Below are 16,962 nucleotides of genomic sequence, written 5' to 3' on the forward strand. Positions count from 1 at the left end.
TCGATAACCTCAATCTAGGTAAATTTCTTTATGCCAAGTACCAATTGGTAGTAATATTTAACCAATTCAAATTTTAATCTTATTTTTTCAAACTTAAAGGTACTACCATGACGACTCGCAAACGCCCGCTGGCATTGCTGATCCTCGATGGCTGGGGTCACCGTGAAAACACGCAAAAAAATGCTGTTTTTCATGCAAATACTCCTGTTCTCGACAAGCTAAATGCGCAATATCCAAATAGTTTAATTTCAGGTTCCGGCCTTGATGTTGGTCTACCAGACGGCCAAATGGGCAACTCTGAAGTTGGCCACATCAATATTGGTTCAGGCCGTATTGTCTATCAAGAGTTAACTCGCATCGGTAAAGCTATCGATGATGGTGAGTTCGATACCAATCCAGCACTCACCGCTGCAGTTGATGGCGCAGTCAAAGCCAATGGCGCAGTTCATATTATGGGACTGCTCTCACCAGGCGGTGTGCATAGTCACCAAGATCATATCGAAGCCATGTGTCGCCTTGCTGTAAAACGTGGTGCCACTAAGGTCTATCTACATGCCTTTTTGGATGGTCGTGATACTCCACCACGCAGCGCTAAAGCAGGTTTGGGGCATTTCGAAGAGATGTTTAACACCCTAGGCACTGGCCAAGTAGCTTCAGTTATTGGTCGCTACTATGCAATGGACCGAGATAACCGCTGGGACCGCGTTTCACAAGCTTATGAACTGATCACTGAAGGCAAGGGCTTACATCAAGCAGAAAGCGCTACAGCAGCGATTGAATCCGCTTACGCTCGCGATGAAAATGATGAGTTTGTAGCGAGTACTGCAATACCTGATGCTGAAGGTAACATTGCCAAGCTAGAAGACAATGATGCACTGATTTTCATGAACTTCCGTGCTGACCGTGCCCGCCAAATCACTCGTAGCTTTGTTGATGCTGACTTTGATGGTTTTGAACGCGCCGTAACACCTAAAGCGCACTTTGTTATGCTAACAGAGTATGCAGCTAACATTGATGCCGCCATTGCTTACCCGTCAACAGATCTGGTCAACACTTTAGGCGAAACACTACAAGATCAGAACATGACACAGCTGCGCATTTCGGAAACCGAAAAATACGCTCACGTCACTTTCTTCTTTAACGGTGGTAAAGAGGAGCCTTTCGAAGGCGAAGATCGCATCTTAATCCAATCACCCAAAATCGCTACTTATGACCTGCAGCCAGAAATGAGTTCAACAGAGCTCACTGATAAGCTCGTTGCAGCAATAGAATCAACCGATTATGACGTGATTATATGTAACTATCCGAACGGCGATATGGTTGGTCACACTGGTAATTTTGATGCTGCGGTTCAAGCCTGTGAAGCGGTCGATAGCTGTTTAGGTCGAGTAGTAGAAGCATTAGACAAGGTTGGCGGTGAGTGTTTAATCACAGCAGATCATGGTAATGCTGAACAAATGACAGATGAAACGACTGGGCAGGCACATACTGCTCACACCAGCGAACTGGTACCACTGATCTATGTTGGGCGTGATGCAGATATAGAAAAAGGCGGTCGTTTGAGTGATTTAGCGCCGACTATGTTAACCTTGATGGGACGAGAAGTGCCTGAAGAGATGACAGGCCGAGCGATAATTAAACTCAAAGAGTAATATACCAACTCCACTAAAGATGTGATCGATTCAGAGCTTTCTCAGGGCTTTCAATTCCAGGCGCATTGTGGAAGAAATGGTTATTCCCTTTTGAGGCAATGCAACGCAGCAGTGAAAGTCCTGAGAAGCTCACGTTGTGAGGGTTTAAAATCACTTAATACAGCACATGTGGCTTTCGATATAGAATAACGATTAGCTACAAGCCACTTGCTTGTCTAAAGTGATTTTAATTCCCGCTGAATGAACAACTATTTAATGGAATTGGTATAACACGTGAACATTCGACTTTTTATCAAAGCCAGCATTATTGCTGGCTTTATATCACTTCCTATATCGGTAAATGCGACGGATCTCGATCGGCGACAATCTGAGCTTAAGTCGATTCAGGCACAGATTAACAAGCAGCAATCTGCAGTTAAAAATACCCATAAACAGAGAGAACGCTTAATCTCTTTGCTGAAGAAAGATGAGCAAGCCATCGCAGTGGCTGCAAAAAAAGTCAATAAAACCAAACAAGAGTTAGTCCAAATAGACAAAACGTTAACAGAACTCAGCAGCAAGTATATTCAGTTAGATAAACTGAAAACGATCCAACAGAAAACCTTATCGAATCAACTTGCTAGTGCCTATTTGGCGGGTAACCACGACTACAGTAAAATGTTGCTCAATCAACAATCTCCAGCCAGTATTGAACGCCTGCTTGCTTACTACCAATATTTAAACAATGCCCGTATCGCGTCGATAAAACAGCTACAAACGACCATTGTTGAACTTGATGAAATAAAGCTAAAGCAGCAAGAAAATCAAAATAGACTGAATAAGTTAGCTCTTGAGCAACAGCAGCAAGCTAAACGCTTAAACCAAGAACAGTCTCAACGCCAACAAACCTTAACTCAATTGCAAAGAACACTCAGTAACAGTGGTGCAAAACTGGAGCAGCTACAAATAGAGGAAGCCAGTTTAAAACGTGTGGTCGAGCAAGCCCTATTGGCGATGAAAAATAATCCGGCGTTCGAAGGCTTATCCAGCAAACGTAAATTAAAGTGGCCTACTAAGGGTCGAATCAAATCAGGTTTCGGCAGTAAACGCTCAGGCCAAGTGAAATGGAAAGGCGTGACAATTTCCGCCGCAGAAGGACAAAATATCGAAGCTATTGCTGGCGGACAAGTGATCTATGCAGACTGGTTGCGTGGCTTTGGCATGGTATTAGTTGTCGATCACGGCAAAGGATTCATGAGCTTATATGGACATGCACAAACCCTGCTAAAAGCAGCGGGAGACACCGTTAACAAGGGCGAATACATTGCATTAGTCGGTCGTTCAGGTGGACAGACTGAGTCTGGCCTATACTTTGAAGTAAGACATAAAGGGCAAGCTGTCGATCCAGCTCGATATTGTAAGCGGTAGACACAAAATCCCTTTCTTATACAAGGGGTTTATATGTCAGGAATTATCCGTAACCTTAGTTATGCCTCCGCGGGTTTAGTATTAGGTCTGTCACTTACCTTATTTGGCCAAGAGCATACGCAGCAATATAAAACACGCGTCGATTATCCCGTATTACTCGATGTCATCGATACAATTGAAACCTATTATGTAAAAAAGTTCACTGAAGAAGAGCTCATTGAAGCGGCTATTGAGGGGATTTTTTCCAAACTCGATCCCTATTCCAGCTTTCTAGATAAACAGGCCTTCACCAATATCCAAGAGAGTAACGACGGTGAATATTTTGGCTTTGGCGTAGAGATAGCGACAGACAATGATCAAATTACCATTGTGACTCCCTTCCCCCAATCACCGGCAGAATTAGCCGGCATTATGCCCGGTGACAGGGTTGTAAAGCTTAATCAACAATTAGTTACCGCTGATAAACTAGCAACCCTACTCGATGAAATAAAGCAGCATAGCTACGACAAGAAAGCGATAAACTTAGAGCTAATTAGGGCAAACTCCGAAACAACTTACAGCGTCACTATCAGCCCTAGCCTTATCACCATTAACTCTGTAGAAGCACAGTTACTAGACAACCAAATAGGTTATATAAGGCTGTCGAGCTTTCAAGAAAACTCGACTCAAGATCTGGTTAAGCAGCTCGCATTATGGCAAACAAAACCTCTAAATGGGCTTATTCTTGACCTTCGAAATAATCCTGGCGGGCTGCTGGATCAAGCAATTCAAATCGCAGATGTTTTTTTAGATCAAGGAAGAATAGTTGCAACTGAAGGGCGCTTCTTTGACGCTAATTCTGATTACTACGCCTCACCTCAAACCATGGTAAAAAGCGTACCAATGTTGGTTTTAATCAATAAAGGATCAGCATCAGCATCGGAGGTGCTTGCTGCTGCTCTACAAGAAAATGGCAGAGCTAAACTTATCGGTCAAACAAGTTTTGGCAAAGGCACAGTTCAAAGTCTGATCCCTACACTTACAGAAGGAAATGCCATTAAGCTAACCATTGCCAAATACACCACTCCCAATGGCAAAGACATTCACTCCAAAGGCATAGTCCCCGATATTAAAGTGGCATTAGAGACTGTAACAAGTGATCAAAATATGCCTATAATCAATGCAAACTCACTCACGGGTGATATTGCTGAAGATAAACTAGTAAACTCAGCAATTGCCTGGATTAAAACAGAAAAATAACCTATACAGTGCGCTATTTACTATTTTGCTTTTTATTATTTAGTTCGAATGTTTTTGCCGCAAGGATTGCCATCATTATTGACGATATTGGATATCGCCAATCAGATAAGGCTGTGCTGGCATTACCCTCAAATGTCACTCTCTCGGTGTTACCACTCACGCCTTTAGGCAAAACAGTCGCCATCCAAGCATACCAGCAAGGTAGTGAGATTTTAGTACATCTACCAATGCAAGCGCTCAATGGCAAAACGATAGGGCCAGGTGCATTAACTAACATAATGTCAGAGCAAGACTTTAAACAGCAACTCGAACACGCCATAGATAGCGTACCTTTTGCTATTGGTGCTAATAACCATATGGGAAGCTTACTAACCCAACTTAGCGAACCGATGCACTGGGTAATGGATACCCTAATTGAACGAGATATCTATTTTATAGACAGTGTGACCACTAAATATAGTCAAGCTGGGGCGATAGCAGAAGAGGTTGGCGTACCCTTGTTAAAGAGAACAATATTTCTCGATAACGACAAATCAAACGCGGGATTAGAATTTCAATTTCAAAAAGCAATAGAACTTGCTAAAACGCTGGATAATATCGTTGTTATTGCTCACCCGTATCCAGAGACACTGGAGTTTTTGAACAATAATCTTCATCGATTAGCAGAGGCAAATATCGCCTTGGTGCCACCATCAAGGCTATTACCATTCAGTGTGGCAACTAAAGAGGAAGCTGTAAAAAATCCTACTGTAAGATTGAGATAGAAAGGTCAGGTAGTAATGATTTTAGCTCTTTATTGTTACTTACAATCACATCTAAGGTATAGCCATCAAGCACCGCTAAATAGGCATTAACCGCTTCAGCAAGTACACTTTTTAACTTACAAGCTGGCGTCATTATGCAGTATGGCTTACTACAATCTATCGGAGATAGGGAGTTTTCGAGAGCACGTACAACTTGACCTACGTTGATTTCGTTAGCAGGTATAGCCAACTTAAAACCACCACTCTTGCCTCTTACTGTTTTTAAATAGCCCAATTTCCCAAGATGATGTACAACTTTAGAAATATGGTTAGCTGACAAGTTAAACACATCTGTAATTTCTGAGATACGAAAAAGCGTCTCACGCTCTGGATGCAAAGCCAGATACATAAGTGTTCTCAATCCAAAATCAGTGTAACGAGTTAACTGCATTGCTTATCAATCCATATATTGACTATCAAACTTAAGTTTCTAGATGTTTGTTGCTTGTTCCAGCGAGCTGATAAGCCATAAAGCTTCTTCATTATTAGTGCCACAAACATCTTCAATTGCTGCAAATTGACCACAAACAGCTGGTCGATCTGATTTGCCAAAAAGCCTACATAAATTACCATCATTCAACTGAATACACCTAACTCCTGCAGGTTTACCGTGAGGCATACCAGGAATAGGAGTGGTTATAGAAGGCGCAATGCAGCAAGCACCACAACCTAGTCGACAATTCATCTTAATACCTTAAATTAGCAATGCTCATTATACCGCGATTAAACATAATTGATTTGTATCACATCACATACTGCTCAGCAGCAAGTCAATATCTTACCCTAATAGTGATCACGGCATACTATTTAGCAGCTATAGACAATTTTTGCTACTCATAATTACAGCATGAAGAAACACCGCAACAACAGTTAAGGCTGATAGCAATATGGTAAGAGCAAACTTGCAGATATCAAGGGACACTCGCCAATGTATAAGAGAGATCAAAAATAACCATTATTAGCCAACTTTTTACTTCAGATAAAACGAAAAAAGCCCCTACATTGCTGTAGAGGCTTTCGTCTTTGTGTTGGCGGAGTGGACGGGACTCGAGCCCGTGTGCCTTCGGCATGCGAGACAGGCCACTTTCCGTTTAATAAAGAAGCTAACCAACTGAACTACGGCTCCTTTAGCTTTATCTTATCCAAACGAAAAAAGCCCCTACATTGCTGTAGAGGCTTTCGTCTTTGTGTTGGCGGAGTGGACGGGACTCGAACCCGCGACCCCCGGCGTGACAGGCCGGTATTCTAACCAACTGAACTACCACTCCTTTAGCAAATTGCCGAAGCATTTCACTAAATTCTTTATAGTCTCTGATATGTCACTATCAGTAGACTTTAACTTCACTTTCTAGAAAGTGAAAATCAAATTAGGCGCCTGGAAATGACCTACTCTCACATGGGGAAACCCCACACTACCATCGGCGATACTGTGTTTCACTTCTGAGTTCGGAATGGGATCAGGTGGGACCACAGCTCTATGGTTTCCAGACAAATTTGGTTATTACTTTCAGCTTTAAAAAAGCTAAAGGTAAAAGTTTAGAAAGCTGTTACTCGCTACCGCAAGTAATATTAAATTATTGAGTCAACACACACATTAAGTGCTTCTAATTCTGGTTTCTGTCGAAACATCAGTCTCATACAAAACCCATCAGGGTTGTATGGTTAAGCCTCACGAGTCATTAGTACAGGTTAGCTCAACGCCTCACAACGCTTACACACCCTGCCTATCAACGTCCTAGTCTCGAACGGCTCTTTAGAGGAATTAAATTCCTAGGGATGACTCATCTTAGGACTCGCTTCCCGCTTAGATGCTTTCAGCGGTTATCGATTCCGAACGTAGCTACCGGGCAATGCTATTGGCATAACAACCCGAACACCAGCGGTTCGTCCACTCCGGTCCTCTCGTACTAGGAGCAGCTTCCTTCAATCATCCAACGCCCACGGCAGATAGGGACCGAACTGTCTCACGACGTTCTGAACCCAGCTCGCGTACCACTTTAAATGGCGAACAGCCATACCCTTGGGACCGACTTCAGCCCCAGGATGTGATGAGCCGACATCGAGGTGCCAAACACCGCCGTCGATATGAACTCTTGGGCGGTATCAGCCTGTTATCCCCGGCGTACCTTTTATCCGTTGAGCGATGGCCCTTCCATACAGAACCACCGGATCACTATGACCTACTTTCGTACCTGCTCGACGTGTATGTCTCGCAGTTAAGCTGGCTTATGCCATTGCACTAACCGTACGATGTCCGACCGTACTTAGCCAACCTTCGTGCTCCTCCGTTACTCTTTGGGAGGAGACCGCCCCAGTCAAACTACCCACCAGGCACTGTCCCGAACCCCGATTCAGGGGCCGCGGTTAGAACATCAAAACTACAAGGGTGGTATTTCAAGGTTGACTCCACTTCATCTAGCGACAAAGCTTCAAAGTCTCCCACCTATCCTACACATGTAGGTTCAATGTTCAGTGCCAAGCTATAGTAAAGGTGCACGGGGTCTTTCCGTCTAGCCGCGGGTATACGGCATCTTCACCGCAATTTCAACTTCACTGAGTCTCGGCTGGAGACAGCGTGGCCATCATTACGCCATTCGTGCAGGTCGGAACTTACCCGACAAGGAATTTCGCTACCTTAGGACCGTTATAGTTACGGCCGCCGTTTACCGGGGCTTCGATCATGAGCTTCTCCGAAGATAACCCAATCAATTAACCTTCCGGCACCGGGCAGGCGTCATACCGTATACTTCCTCTTGCGAGTTTGCACAGTACTGTGTTTTTGATAAACAGTTGCAGCCACCTGGTATCTGCGACTGCCAACAGCTTAGGAAGCAAGTTCCATCACCGTCGGCAGCGTACCTTCTCCCGAAGTTACGGTACCATTTTGCCTAGTTCCTTCAGCCGAGTTCTCTCAAGCGCCTTGGTATTCTCTACCCAACCACCTGTGTCGGTTTGGGGTACGATTCCTACTAACCTGAAGCTTAGAAGATTTTCCTGGAAGCATGGCATCAACTACTTCAGTCCCTTAGGACCTCGTCATCAACTCTCAGCATTGCAATTTAATGCGTATTCCCGGATTTGCCTAAGAATACTGCCTACAGCCTTAAACGCGGACAACCAACGCCGCGCTAGCCTAGCCTTCTCCGTCTCTCCATCGCAGTTAGCAGAAGTACAGGAATATTAACCTGTTTCCCATCGACTACGCCTTTCGGCCTCGCCTTAGGGGTCGACTCACCCTGCCCTGATTAACATTGGACAGGAACCCTTGGTCTTTCGGCGAGGGAGTTTTTCACTCCCTTTATCGTTACTCATGTCAGCATTCGCACTTCTGATACGTCCAGTGTGGGTTACCCCTTCACCTTCAACCGCTTACAGAACGCTCCTCTACCGCTTGCTAGTAAACTAGCAAACCCATAGCTTCGGTGTATTGCTTAGCCCCGTTAAATCTTCCGCGCAGGCCGACTCGACTAGTGAGCTATTACGCTTTCTTTAAATGATGGCTGCTTCTAAGCCAACATCCTAGCTGTCTAAGCCTTCCCACATCGTTTCCCACTTAGCAATAACTTTGGGACCTTAGCTGATGGTCTGGGTTGTTTCCCTTTTCACGACGGACGTTAGCACCCGCCGTGTGTCTCCCGTATAGTACTCATTGGTATTCGGAGTTTGCAAAGGGTTGGTAAGTCGGGATGACCCCCTAGCCTTAACAGTGCTCTACCCCCAATGGTATTCGTACGAGGCGCTACCTAAATAGCTTTCGAGGAGAACCAGATATCTCCCGGTTTGATTGGCCTTTCACCCCCAGCCACAAGTCATCCGCTCATTTTTCAACATAAGTCGGTTCGGTCCTCCAGTTGATGTTACTCAACCTTCAACCTGCCCATGGCTAGATCACCGGGTTTCGGGTCTACACCTTGCAACTAAACGCGCAGTTAACACTCGGTTTCCCTACGGCTCCGCTATTCGCTTAACCTCGCTACAAAATGTAAGTCGCTGACCCATTATACAAAAGGTACGCAGTCACGGTCTCAAGAACCGCTCCCACTGCTTGTACGTATACGGTTTCAGGTTCTATTTCACTCCCCTCACAGGGGTTCTTTTCGCCTTTCCCTCACGGTACTGGTTCACTATCGGTCAGTCAGGAGTATTTAGCCTTGGAGGATGGTCCCCCCATGTTCAGACAAGATGTCACGTGTCCCGTCCTACTCGTTTTCACGTAAAGTTAGTTTTCATGTACGGGGCTATCACCCTGTGCCGCTGTGCTTTCCAACACATTCCACTAACACCCTCTACGCTTAAGGGCTAATCCCCGTTCGCTCGCCGCTACTAGGGGAATCTCGGTTGATTTCTTTTCCTCCGGGTACTTAGATGTTTCAGTTCCCCGGGTTTGCCTCACAACACTATGTATTCATGTTGTGATACTCACTTATGTGAGTGGGTTTCCCCATTCGGACATCGTTAGCTCAAATGCTTGTTACTAGCTCGCCAACGCTTTTCGCAAGTTACTACGTCCTTCATCGCCTCTGACTGCCAAGGCATCCACCATATACGCTTAGTCACTTAACCATACAACCCAAATAAGTCTCTATGAGAAATAATCGTTGTTTCAAGCGGGTAAGCTCAAAACAGTCGTATCGTAACTAATGGTTTCTACTTTCGCCAAAATTAGAATTTTTAACTCGTAACCGTTAAGTCACAAGCCAAGACACTTAATGTTTAAGTGTTTAGAACTCAATTTTTTAATTTCGCGCTAATCCTATAAATAACAATACGATAAATCGTAGCTGCTATCCCTTTCAGATTAACACTATCAGCTTTCCAAATTTTTAAAGAACGATATCACTGCAACAAGGCAGGATATTTTGTCGCTCACCTCAACTCAATTAAGAGATAAGGAGAACAAGCAATCTGTGTGGACACTCAAACGTATTTGCATACTTCAGATGCGAGTTAGTCGTATAGGTAAGGAGGTGATCCAGCCCCAGGTTCCCCTAGGGCTACCTTGTTACGACTTCACCCCAGTCATGAACCACACCGTGGTAAACGCCCTCCCGAAGGTTAAGCTATCTACTTCTGGTGCAGCCCACTCCCATGGTGTGACGGGCGGTGTGTACAAGGCCCGGGAACGTATTCACCGTAGCATTCTGATCTACGATTACTAGCGATTCCGACTTCACGGAGTCGAGTTGCAGACTCCGATCCGGACTACGACCGGCTTTGTGAGATTAGCTCCACCTCGCGGCTTTGCAACCCTCTGTACCGGCCATTGTAGCACGTGTGTAGCCCTACTCGTAAGGGCCATGATGACTTGACGTCGTCCCCACCTTCCTCCGGTTTATCACCGGCAGTCTCCCTAAAGTTCCCACCATTACGTGCTGGCAAATAAGGATAAGGGTTGCGCTCGTTGCGGGACTTAACCCAACATTTCACAACACGAGCTGACGACAGCCATGCAGCACCTGTCTCATAGTTCCCGAAGGCACACCAAAATCTCTTTCGGCTTCTATGGATGTCAAGAGTAGGTAAGGTTCTTCGCGTTGCATCGAATTAAACCACATGCTCCACCGCTTGTGCGGGCCCCCGTCAATTCATTTGAGTTTTAACCTTGCGGCCGTACTCCCCAGGCGGTCTACTTAATGCGTTAGCTTGAGAACCCAGTGTTCAAGACACCAAATTCCGAGTAGACATCGTTTACGGCGTGGACTACCAGGGTATCTAATCCTGTTTGCTCCCCACGCTTTCGTACATGAGCGTCAGTCTTTGTCCAGGGGGCCGCCTTCGCCACCGGTATTCCTTCAGATCTCTACGCATTTCACCGCTACACCTGAAATTCTACCCCCCTCTACAAGACTCTAGTTTGCCAGTTCGAAATGCAGTTCCCAGGTTGAGCCCGGGGCTTTCACATCTCGCTTAACAAACCGCCTGCGTACGCTTTACGCCCAGTAATTCCGATTAACGCTTGCACCCCTCGTATTACCGCGGCTGCTGGCACGAAGTTAGCCGGTGCTTCTTCTGCGAGTAACGTCACAGCTACTGGTTATTAACCAACAACCTTTCCTCCTCGCTGAAAGTACTTTACAACCCGAAGGCCTTCTTCATACACGCGGCATGGCTGCATCAGGCTTTCGCCCATTGTGCAATATTCCCCACTGCTGCCTCCCGTAGGAGTCTGGACCGTGTCTCAGTTCCAGTGTGGCTGATCATCCTCTCAGACCAGCTAGGGATCGTCGCCTTGGTGAGCCATTACCTCACCAACTAGCTAATCCCGCCTAGGTTCATCCAATCGCGGAAGGCCCGAAGGTCCCCTCCTTTCCCCCGTAGGGCGTATGCGGTATTAGCAGTCGTTTCCAACTGTTATCCCCCTCGATTGGGCAGATACCTAGGTATTACTCACCCGTCCGCCGCTCGACACCTCAGGAGCAAGCTCCCTTGTGTTTCCGCTCGACTTGCATGTGTTAGGCCTGCCGCCAGCGTTCAATCTGAGCCATGATCAAACTCTTCAATTAAAGTTTTTTGCTTTACCCCGTTAAGAGCAAAGCGGCTCAATGAATTATACTGTTTTTCAAATATCCGAAGATATTCGAAGTTTACATATTGCTATGGTCACTCAGTGGTTCATTGAGTTAATATTTTTGATTGCCGACATTCCGAAGAACAGAAGGCAATTTCGAATAACTCAACACCTGTGAGTGCCCACACAGATTTGCTTGTCATATTGTTAAAGAGCGTGACATCAATCTTTCAGATGTCGCCGAAGACGCTAGGTCGTTGGCTTGAGGAGGCGTATTCTACACTCTCCAGTGTCGGCGTCAAGGGCTTATTTTAAGAAGTTTTTCAAGCGATGATTTCTTAATCACTCTCGTGAAATCAATCATTACCCGAAGCCCTTAAAGCGCTTGTCACCTGAATCAAATCTCCGAAGAAGTTTAACTCTCTAACACTGCTGCAAGTCCCGTACAACCTAAGCTGTTGGCCTGCTGTGCCGTGTCAGTGGATGCGTATTATAGGGAAACTCAGGGAGAGCACAAGGGGCTAAATACTAAAAAGTGCAATAAAAATGAAATAAGTTGCTTAAGCGGATACTTCTCAATCGATACGTACAAAAAAGGGGCTAAAAGCCCCTTCTAGTTTGTTTAAACCATTAAATCAGTTACCAAAGAAGCGGGATTCTTGTTTCGCTTCTATAGCACCATCATTAGTTTCTACTTCAAAATTGATATGCGTCATCGCTCTAGAGAGGTCAACAGGGTCAACAGCAATACTAATAGGCAATGTTAGTACCTCACCACCTTTTAAGGTCACTTGCTGTGGACCAATCCATTCATAGTTAGTTAAACCTTCCACACTCATATTATAGACATGAGTACTTTCTGTTTTATTAAGAATCTTTAGGGTAAAGGTATTCTCAATTAAACCTTGGTCTGTTTCTCTGAATAAAAGATTACGGTCACGGATAACATCTATGCGGATCGGTGCAATTGTCGCTGTTGCGTAGATAAACACTAAAATCATTACCGATAGAATAACACCGTAACCAATAAGCTTAGGACGCAAGACTTTCTCTTGTACTCCTTCTAGCTTATTTTCGGTGGTATAGCTTATTAAGCCTTTATCATATCCCATGCGTTGCATAGTGGTATCGCAAGCATCTATACAGGCACCGCAGTTGATGCATTCGTATTGTAAGCCGTTACGTATATCAATACCTGTTGGGCACACCTGAACGCAAAGGTCACAATCAATGCAATCACCCAAGCCCATCGCTTTATGGTCTGCTTTGCGTGATCTTGGTCCGCGAGTTTCACCACGCTGGGTATCGTAACCCACTATATAAGTGTTCTTATCAAACATAGCCGCTTGGAAACGTGCATAGGGGCACATATGGATACACATGATTTCGCGCATCCAACCTGCATTACCGTATGTGGCAAAGGTAAAGAAAATCACCCAAAAGTAGACTCCACCACTGGCGCTTAAGCTGAACACCTCTAGGTAGACCTCTCTGGTGGGCACAAAGTAGGACACAAAGGTCATTGCGGTTAATAACGATATCAGCAACCAGGCGCCATGTTTTGCCGATTTACGCCAAAGCTTATTAAAGCTCCATGGCATCTGATCGAGCTTTATACGTTTATTACGAGCACCCTCAAGCTTCTCTTCAAACCATATAAAGATAAAGGTCCAAACTGTTTGCGGGCAGGTATAGCCACACCAAACTCGTCCGAGATAGGTGGTTATAAAGAACAAACCAAAGGCAGCAATCATCAGTAGTGCTGCGAGTAAGGTAAAATCTTGTGGCCAAATGGTTAAGCCGAATACATGAAACTTCTGCTCAGCCAAGTTAAACCATACAGCTTGTCTGTCTCCCCATGGGATCCATGGCAATAGTAAAAAGAACAGCATAGCGATCCAACCTAAACGTCGACGCAGCGTGCTCCACAAGCCTTCCACTGCGCGTACATAGATTCGATTTCGAGGGTTAAACCTATCCGCTTTATTAGCGTCAGGTTGATGAATTTTGATTCTTTCTACTTTTGAAAAATCTTTTTTATTTTGCTCTGCGTTCATTTTGTAGCCTTACAGCTTTAATATTGCTAGAAAACTAGCTTATTATAACGCTTATAATACAAGTTATTCACCTATATAGGACTAATTGATGAAAGGCTGGATTTTAATAGCGCTAATAGGCGGTATCCTTTATTACCTCTATACCAAAACAAATACACTTGATGAACCAATTGCTGAGGTTCAAGCTATTTATCAACAAGCTGAAGATAAGCTTGATAGCATGACAGGGACCCAAATGAAGCGTATCGATGATAAAGTCGACCTGTTAACTACGGATATAGCAGAACGACTATCGGCTACAGAGCAACAAGCATTAAGACTCATCAGCCAGTCACAGGTAAAACTCGATGACTATAAAGAGCGCTACTGTGGCAATGGTGCGGATAAACACACTAGCTTTAGTAAAGAGAACCAAACTTATATATGTGACAAACTGAATTAGGCAACAATAGCCTTGCTAATAGGTCATTGCGATAGGTCTCAGTTCACGCATTCGCGATTAATGTTAATTGACCTGAGATCTGATTCCGCCTAGCCTTTACTCATTACTGTTATATAACGAAATGAAAAGGCTAGCTGCTCATGACTGAAAAAGTGTCTGATATTTTTGACCCCGCATTATGGGATGTCGTTCCTGGATTTAATTTCGAAGATATTACCTACCACAGAGCTAAAGATCAGGGAACCGTTCGCGTAGCGATAAATCGTCCAGACTGTCTCAACTCATTCCGACCAAAAACCGTAGATGAACTCTATACTGCACTCGATCATGCTCGCCAATGGTCAGATGTCGGCTGCGTGTTGATCACTGGTAATGGCCCATCAGCTAAAGGGCAGCACTCCTTCTGTGCTGGCGGCGACCAAAGAATTCGTGGCAAAGATGGTTACAAATATGAAGGTGCTGAAGAGGGTACCGCAGATGTTGCTCGTATGGGCCGTTTACATATTCTTGAAGTACAGCGGCTAATCCGCTTTATGCCTAAAGTTGTTATTGCTGTCGTTCCTGGTTGGGCTGTTGGTGGTGGTCATAGCTTGCACGTGGTCTGTGATTTAACTTTGGCATCAAAGGAGCATGCTGTCTTTAAACAGACAGATCCTGACGTTGGTAGCTTTGACTCTGGTTATGGTAGTGCCTATTTAGCCAAGATGATTGGTCAAAAGCGAGCGCGTGAGATCTTCTTTCTTGGTTTTAACTACAGCGCAGAAGAAGCATTCGATATGGGGATGGTCAACCGTGCCATTCCCCATGCTGAGCTTGAAACAGAAGCATTAAGCTGGGCGAAAGAGATAAACTCTAAGTCACCAACGGCGATGCGTATGCTTAAATACGGCTTTAACCTTCCGGATGATGGCTTAGTGGGGCAGCAACTTTTTGCTGGTGAAGCAACGCGCTTAGCTTACGGTACGGCTGAAGCACAAGAGGGGCGTGATGCATTCTTAGAGAAGCGTGATCAAGACTTCTCATCTTTCCCGTGGCACTACTAATTTACAGTTTTCGCCTCTAATTGAATTGGTTGTAAACTCATCAATACATTAAAGATGTTGATGGGTTTATACCCAATTTACCCTTCCAATCTATTAATCCTATCAAACTTATCTATATAAACCTCTTTTAATTGCAAATGATAACCATTATCATTTAGTTAACTTTTAGAGGAGTACCATCATGACCAAGACTATAACTTTTGCGATTCTTCATTTTAGCGTCGCTTTCACTGTGACCTATTTACTAACGGGCAGCGCTATCATTGGTGGTGCAATAGCCTTAATAGAACCAGCTGTTAATACTGTCGTATTCTATTTCCATGAAAAAATTTGGAAAGGAATTGAGTCTAGGAATGCTTTACAAAGTGCCATAGCATAACTGAGTTCGGTTCCAGCGCCACTTTAGTCCTTATCTGAATTGTTCAAACCGAGTTTGTTGGCTAGAGGTGCAATAGCCCCTCCCTGAATAAACACAGAGAACAATACAATAAAGAACACCATATGCACGATTTCAAGTGATCCAGGCACACCAGCCGCGGCAGGAATTAATGCAAATACAATAGGAGTTGCCCCCTTTAAGCCAATGGCCGAAATAAACAATCGCTTCTTCCAGCTCGCTTTTACAAATGGCAGATAACAAAGCTGTACTGCCAGCGGCCTTGCTACCAATATGAGTAAAATGGCAGGTAATAAAGAGCTCGTAAATACCGCTGCTAATGACTGCGGGAAAATCTGTAAACCCAATACTATAAACATCAACGCTTGAGCTAACCAAGACAAGCTATTTAAGAAGTGTTGATTAACCGCTTGCCCACGCTTAATACCGTTACCAATCACCACACCTGCTATATAAGACGCTAACAGAATATTTCCCCCGAGCATCTCAGCACCATAGGTTGCCACCACAAAGCTTGCGAGAACAAAAACCGGGATCAGCCCAAACTCAGACAGATGAATTCGATTAAGTAGTGAAACTGCAACCTTAGCCACCAGCCCGCCCACTATTATCGCCACAGATATCTGTGTCACTAGCTCAAGTGCTATCTCCGAGGCAACTACCGTTTTACTAGCAGACAGTGCCATATCAGTTAAAAAAATCACCAATAGCATAGCAACAGGGTCATTGGTTGCTGATTCAAACTCCAATACGGTGTCAGTTTGCTCTTTTAGCTTTAATTTTTTAGATTCTAAGATAGAGAATACAGCGGCGGCATCGGTAGATGACACAATCGCCGCGAATAGCAGACAGGTGATGAAATCGAAATCAAGCAGCCAATATAAAATGACCGAAAAAAACATGGTGGTAAACAATACTCCAAAAGAAGCCAGTACTCCGCCTTCTTTATAGGCCACTTTTATCTTATCCGTTGATGTGTTTATGCCACCAACAAATACAATCATGTTCAGTGCTAAACCACCAATCCAAGCAGTTTGACTCAAGTCATCATAAACAAAGTTAAATTCACCATTACCAAGCACTAGGCCGACGCCCATAAATATAAGCAGTGATGGGATCCCCAGGGTTCTTGAAGGGTGATGCAGTAATATTCCGACTAAGATCAAAATAGACATACCAATCATGATCATTTCAGTCGTCATAGAACTTCCTTTAGTAAATTGGCCGAATGGGGAGATTAGCGCTAGAGCATACAATTGAATACTGTCATAAAAGTTTAACAATAAATTTATTTAGCATTCTTCAACGTTAAATATACTACAAATCACTAGGTTGACTATTAAATTAACCTTAAGGCTAAATTAACCCCGCAATACTCTCCGCTAAGTTAAGCCACTTAAACCAGCAGCAACAC

11 protein-coding genes, 1 tRNA gene and 3 rRNA genes are annotated in these 16,962 nt (G+C 44.4%); 7 read left to right on the forward strand and 8 right to left on the reverse strand.

What is annotated here, in order from left to right; genetic code table 11:
* The first annotated feature begins 107 nt into the window (after positions 1-107).
* The 4 genes from gpmM (at position 108) to JK628_RS22830 (ending at position 5,062) form a co-directional block, all read left to right on the forward strand.
* A complete protein-coding gene (gpmM, locus tag JK628_RS22815; protein ID WP_202287194.1) occupies positions 108-1,652 on the forward strand; it encodes a 2,3-bisphosphoglycerate-independent phosphoglycerate mutase in 1,545 nt (514 codons plus the stop codon).
* A 273-nt stretch (positions 1,653-1,925) separates the two neighbouring features.
* On the forward strand, positions 1,926-3,059 hold the full coding sequence (locus JK628_RS22820) for a murein hydrolase activator EnvC family protein (protein ID WP_202287195.1): 1,134 nt from the start codon (positions 1,926-1,928) through the stop codon (positions 3,057-3,059).
* A gap of 33 nt (positions 3,060-3,092) precedes the next feature.
* Positions 3,093-4,298 carry a S41 family peptidase gene (locus JK628_RS22825; protein WP_202287197.1) on the forward strand — a complete coding sequence of 402 codons (1,206 nt, stop codon included), beginning with the start codon at positions 3,093-3,095 and terminating at the stop codon, positions 4,296-4,298.
* 8 nt (positions 4,299-4,306) lie between these two features.
* Positions 4,307-5,062, forward strand: coding sequence for a divergent polysaccharide deacetylase family protein (locus JK628_RS22830; RefSeq protein ID WP_202287198.1), 756 nt, complete (start codon positions 4,307-4,309; stop codon positions 5,060-5,062).
* Here the strand turns inward: JK628_RS22830 and JK628_RS22835 are convergent.
* The 7 genes from JK628_RS22835 to ccoG form a co-directional block, all read right to left on the reverse strand.
* A complete protein-coding gene (locus tag JK628_RS22835; RefSeq protein WP_202287200.1) occupies positions 5,043-5,492 on the reverse strand; it encodes an Rrf2 family transcriptional regulator in 450 nt (149 codons plus the stop codon). The two genes, JK628_RS22830 and JK628_RS22835, sit on opposite strands and share 20 nt — an antisense overlap.
* A gap of 39 nt (positions 5,493-5,531) precedes the next feature.
* Entirely contained in the window at positions 5,532-5,786 is a 255-nt protein-coding gene (locus JK628_RS22840) for a YkgJ family cysteine cluster protein (protein WP_202287201.1), read from the reverse strand.
* 506 nt (positions 5,787-6,292) lie between these two features.
* Positions 6,293-6,369 (reverse strand) — tRNA-Asp (locus tag JK628_RS22845).
* A 105-nt stretch (positions 6,370-6,474) separates the two neighbouring features.
* Positions 6,475-6,590, reverse strand: a 5S ribosomal RNA gene (gene rrf / locus JK628_RS22850).
* Between the two features lie 169 nt (positions 6,591-6,759).
* A 23S ribosomal RNA gene (locus tag JK628_RS22855) occupies positions 6,760-9,664 on the reverse strand.
* A 397-nt stretch (positions 9,665-10,061) separates the two neighbouring features.
* Positions 10,062-11,604, reverse strand: a 16S ribosomal RNA gene (locus tag JK628_RS22860).
* The 16S, 23S and 5S rRNA genes sit together here with 1 tRNA gene alongside, the layout of an rRNA operon.
* A 640-nt stretch (positions 11,605-12,244) precedes the next feature.
* Positions 12,245-13,666 carry a cytochrome c oxidase accessory protein CcoG gene (gene ccoG, locus JK628_RS22865; protein WP_202287203.1) on the reverse strand — a complete coding sequence of 474 codons (1,422 nt, stop codon included), beginning with the start codon at positions 13,664-13,666 and terminating at the stop codon, positions 12,245-12,247.
* 88 nt (positions 13,667-13,754) lie between these two features.
* Between ccoG and JK628_RS22870 the strand changes: the two genes are divergently transcribed.
* From JK628_RS22870 to JK628_RS22880, 3 genes are all read left to right on the forward strand, one after another.
* Positions 13,755-14,108: a hypothetical protein gene (locus JK628_RS22870; protein WP_202287204.1), complete on the forward strand. Its 354-nt coding sequence runs from the start codon at positions 13,755-13,757 to the stop codon at positions 14,106-14,108.
* Between the two features lie 140 nt (positions 14,109-14,248).
* Complete coding sequence (locus tag JK628_RS22875) at positions 14,249-15,151, forward strand: 1,4-dihydroxy-2-naphthoyl-CoA synthase (RefSeq protein ID WP_202287205.1); 903 nt, start codon at positions 14,249-14,251, stop codon at positions 15,149-15,151.
* A gap of 181 nt (positions 15,152-15,332) precedes the next feature.
* Positions 15,333-15,530, forward strand: coding sequence for a DUF2061 domain-containing protein (locus JK628_RS22880; RefSeq protein WP_202287206.1), 198 nt, complete (start codon positions 15,333-15,335; stop codon positions 15,528-15,530).
* A gap of 23 nt (positions 15,531-15,553) precedes the next feature.
* On the opposite strand, the gene JK628_RS22885 is transcribed toward JK628_RS22880, so the two are convergent.
* Positions 15,554-16,750, reverse strand: a complete 1,197-nt coding sequence (locus JK628_RS22885) for a potassium/proton antiporter (RefSeq protein WP_202287208.1) — start codon at positions 16,748-16,750, stop codon at positions 15,554-15,556.
* Between the last annotated feature and the right edge of the window lie 212 nt (positions 16,751-16,962).

Origin of the sequence: Shewanella sp. KX20019, assembly GCF_016757755.1 — a bacterium.
Taxonomy (GTDB): Bacteria; Pseudomonadota; Gammaproteobacteria; order Enterobacterales; family Shewanellaceae; genus Shewanella.

Coding starts and splice junctions, on each gene's coding strand:
- JK628_RS22885 (WP_202287208.1), bottom strand. CDS start 16,750: ATGACGACTGAAATGATCATGATTGGTATGTCTATTTTGATCTTAGTC.
- JK628_RS22870 (WP_202287204.1), top strand. CDS start 13,755: ATGAAAGGCTGGATTTTAATAGCGCTAATAGGCGGTATCCTTTATTAC.
- JK628_RS22825 (WP_202287197.1), top strand. CDS start 3,093: ATGTCAGGAATTATCCGTAACCTTAGTTATGCCTCCGCGGGTTTAGTA.
- JK628_RS22875 (WP_202287205.1), top strand. CDS start 14,249: ATGACTGAAAAAGTGTCTGATATTTTTGACCCCGCATTATGGGATGTC.
- ccoG (WP_202287203.1), bottom strand. CDS start 13,666: ATGAACGCAGAGCAAAATAAAAAAGATTTTTCAAAAGTAGAAAGAATC.
- JK628_RS22840 (WP_202287201.1), bottom strand. CDS start 5,786: ATGAATTGTCGACTAGGTTGTGGTGCTTGCTGCATTGCGCCTTCTATA.
- JK628_RS22835 (WP_202287200.1), bottom strand. CDS start 5,492: ATGCAGTTAACTCGTTACACTGATTTTGGATTGAGAACACTTATGTAT.
- JK628_RS22880 (WP_202287206.1), top strand. CDS start 15,333: ATGACCAAGACTATAACTTTTGCGATTCTTCATTTTAGCGTCGCTTTC.
- gpmM (WP_202287194.1), top strand. CDS start 108: ATGACGACTCGCAAACGCCCGCTGGCATTGCTGATCCTCGATGGCTGG.